Origin of the sequence: Bacteroides sp. AF32-8BH, assembly GCF_003435205.1 — a bacterium.
In the GTDB taxonomy this organism is placed as follows: domain Bacteria; phylum Bacteroidota; class Bacteroidia; order Bacteroidales; family Bacteroidaceae; genus Bacteroides; species Bacteroides ovatus.
The window spans coordinates 1-2,070 of the sequence record NZ_QVLZ01000105.1 but is presented as its reverse complement, the minus strand read 5'-3'; the positions used below and the strand labels follow the sequence as shown (position 1 = coordinate 2,070).

At 49.2% G+C, this 2,070-nt stretch carries 2 protein-coding genes; both read right to left on the bottom strand.

All coding sequences use genetic code 11. The annotated features are described in order from the left end of the window. The coding region (locus DWZ47_RS30170) for a DUF5119 domain-containing protein (RefSeq protein WP_117515677.1) at positions 1–856 on the bottom strand (856 nt) is incomplete at its 3' end. Then, positions 853–2,070, bottom strand: a 1,218-nt coding sequence (locus tag DWZ47_RS30165) for a DUF3575 domain-containing protein (protein WP_233525139.1), incomplete at its 5' end; no start/stop codon positions are given. The genes DWZ47_RS30170 and DWZ47_RS30165, both read right to left, overlap by 4 nt.

The window sequence follows — 2,070 nt, the reverse complement described above, 5'->3', positions numbered from 1 at the left end:
CACTTCCCGGCTCGGATGGTACCTCATAATCAAAATTCAACACCAGATGCACATCACCGACATGCCCCACTACCGGGACATCATGCACTTGGCCGCTCACGTCCTGTTCCAATACAGACATGCTGCCGGAACGGTTCTTGAGATACAGCCGGAAAACATTGGGCTCTCCTTCAAGTGCGGAATGTCCAAACGTATAGAATCCGCCTATAATCTGATTCCGTGAAACCATTCCATCAAAGAGCAGGCTCTCCGAAAGACCGGCGGGCAAACTGTCGCCGGACATGTTAAGCGAGCCGGACATGCCGGAAAGAGCGGCCCGCAAATCCGCCACCCTGTCCAGTCCCCGAAGACCGTTCACCTCATACGTGTAGTGACATACCATGTTTACGGGAGTCAGCCGTACTATCTCCGCGCTTCCTCCCGGAATGTCCTTGAGGATAACTCTGTCTATATGGTCGCCACACAGCCAGGGTGGGGTGACGGCCATTGTCCGGTTATCCGGCGACCGAACATCACGCGTATCGGCAGTAAAAAGCGTGTAACTGCCGTTTTCTTTCCAAACCATCCCGTCGGTATCGTAGTTGAAGCAAATTACCCGGTAATCATTCTCGGGGAGCTCCACTTCCCCATCCTCTCCTCCGGGGAAATCAAATATCCACGTGTTGCTTTCATCGTCGGTCGGATAAAATACGACCCTCATGCCTTCAGGCTTGTCATGATTGGAAATCTTGGTCCAGTCGAATATTACCCGCACCGTGGCAAAGTGCGGATGATCGTAACATAAATCCTTATGCTCACAAGCCGTCAGTCCCATCCATAAAAATATGAACACCAGACTAAAGCGTATCCGTATCACTGCCTGCCTCCTTTCTTCCGGCTATAATTCCCCCGCCCGATCAACCACACCAAAGAGATACCCGCCTTGGTCGGGCCGAACCAGCGGCGGTTTTTAGTGGTCTGCCATACATAGTGACCGTCCAAAGGGATGTACTCCTTGTACGATCCTCCAAGGTAGCCGATTCCCAACGTGAAATCCACATTGAACCGATGTCCCACAGGTAACGAGTAGCCGTAAGCCACGCCTCCCCCGTAACTCCATTTATCCCCCAAGTAACCTTTCCCACCCAATTCGAAATCATAGGTGACGATCTGCCCGTACAATCCGACATGATGCCCGGAAAACGGTTTTTCCACCGCTCTCCGACCGAACCAGCGGCGCAACTCCACATCTCCCCCATAGATACGCCAATAATTATGCTTCCGATCACTTTTCCACCAGGCATACATCCAATTCCCGGCCACAGACCAGTTCTTCCCCAAACAGAACTCAACCCCGATGTCAGGTATCAAAACAGCGTCATAAAGCAAGTTTGTTTTCACCGCCATGCAAAACGGCCGTTTCTTTACCGGAGCTATGACGGTAACGGTATCATGGATGCACAACGTATCACGTGTATGTATATATACCGTATCTCTGACGGGATTTATCGGATCACTATCATAGCATATTTTCACCATCGACGAACGAAGTTTCGGAAAATGGAATTTATACAAATATGAGTATGGCCTCCCCCCTTTCAGTCTTTTCAGTTCTCCCCCCCAATAAGGGCTGTCCTGGTTTTCCAAACGGACGATCTTCTCCAACAAACGAAGGACATCCTCCCTCTCCGGAACATTCACATCCGCTCTCACCATCGTTATAAGTCCGTTCCAGTCGCTTCCCGAAAAATGAAAATCCCTCTCCAATACCGGAATCTTTATATAAGGTGATATATACCGCCACAAAACCTCTGCTCGTTTTTCAGACAGCCTTCCATTCAACAGCCCCCCTCCTTCCGGGGAAGCTCCTCCTATTATTTGAATTTTCCTGATAAGACGGACGGAGTCGTTCAATGCGGAACAGATTTTAGCAAACCGCTCCATCTCGTTCCCATTGTCAAGTAAACATGTATCTATATTTACCTTTCCTTGATGAAAATAGATCCTTACCGAATCACGCTTCTCCTGAGCGGATATTTCTCCGCTTATACTCAACACGAGCACGAACAATACACATTTAATATAAAAAAA